Origin of the sequence: Microbacterium sp. HSID17254 (assembly GCF_003989315.1) — a bacterium.
In the GTDB taxonomy this organism is placed as follows: Bacteria; Actinomycetota; Actinomycetes; order Actinomycetales; family Microbacteriaceae; genus Microbacterium.
In genome coordinates this window covers 1-811 of record NZ_RBLT01000174.1, presented here as the reverse complement: position 1 = coordinate 811, position 811 = coordinate 1, and the positions used below count along the sequence as shown (strand labels likewise).

At 72.9% G+C, this 811-nt stretch carries 1 protein-coding gene; it reads right to left on the bottom strand.

Translation table 11 applies throughout. From position 1 onward, the window contains the following. Positions 1 to 450: hypothetical protein (locus D8M34_RS18425; RefSeq protein WP_202976301.1), on the bottom strand; the 450-nt coding region annotated here is incomplete at its 3' end. Between the last annotated feature and the right edge of the window lie 361 nt (positions 451 to 811).

Sequence of the window (811 nt, the reverse complement as noted above, 5' to 3'; positions counted from 1 at the left end):
CTCCCCGGCGGTGCGGGCGTCGTACCGCGGTCGCCGGGCCCCCGCCGCCTCCTGCAGTAACGCTTCCCGGATGGCGGGGGCCACTGCGTCGGTCCTCACCGTGCCGGTGGGCTCTGGTGGCGGTTCGACCTGGGCGGGTGGGGTGTGGGCGGCGCGGGTTCGGGTGGCGATGTCGGTGAGGTGGGGGTCGGTGTTGAGCGCGGCGAAGAAGTGGGCCTGGCCCAGGGCGGCGACCGGGCGGCCGGTGAAGGCGAGGGGGAGTACCGCGTCGGGGGTGGTGTCGAGCTTGGTGTGTTCGAGGTCGTGCTGGTCGCAGAGCAGGTGCGCGGCTTGGTGGCCCCAGTTGTCGTCGAAGTAGGTGCGCAGCGCGGTCTGGGTGGTGACGCCCATGTGCTGGGCGGTCCCTGCGACGGCGTCGCGCAGGTGCTGCTCGATCAGCGGCCGCGACATCTCGACGCCCCGTTGCTCGCAGGGGGGGAGGAAGTCATCGACCAGCCTGGAGAACTTGCTCGTTCGCCGCCCGGGGCTCATGCCACACCCTCCCACCGCCCGCGGTGGCGAGCCAGCCGAACTTAAGTGTGTGCGCCGATCACCTGCTCCGCGTTGTCTCGATGGACCCGTCGTCAGGGTCGGTGGGGTTGGCGTCGGAGGCGTTGGGCGTGCCGAACGCGGTGCGCGCCGTCAGCGGCCTGGCCGCGACACGTCAGCATGCTGGCTCGGGCGGCAGCGCGGGCACACCGTTTCGTCGAGGTGCCAGCCGGCCACGGTCAGCCACGCCCGGGCAGGCGCGGGGAGCACACCGTCGGGGTCG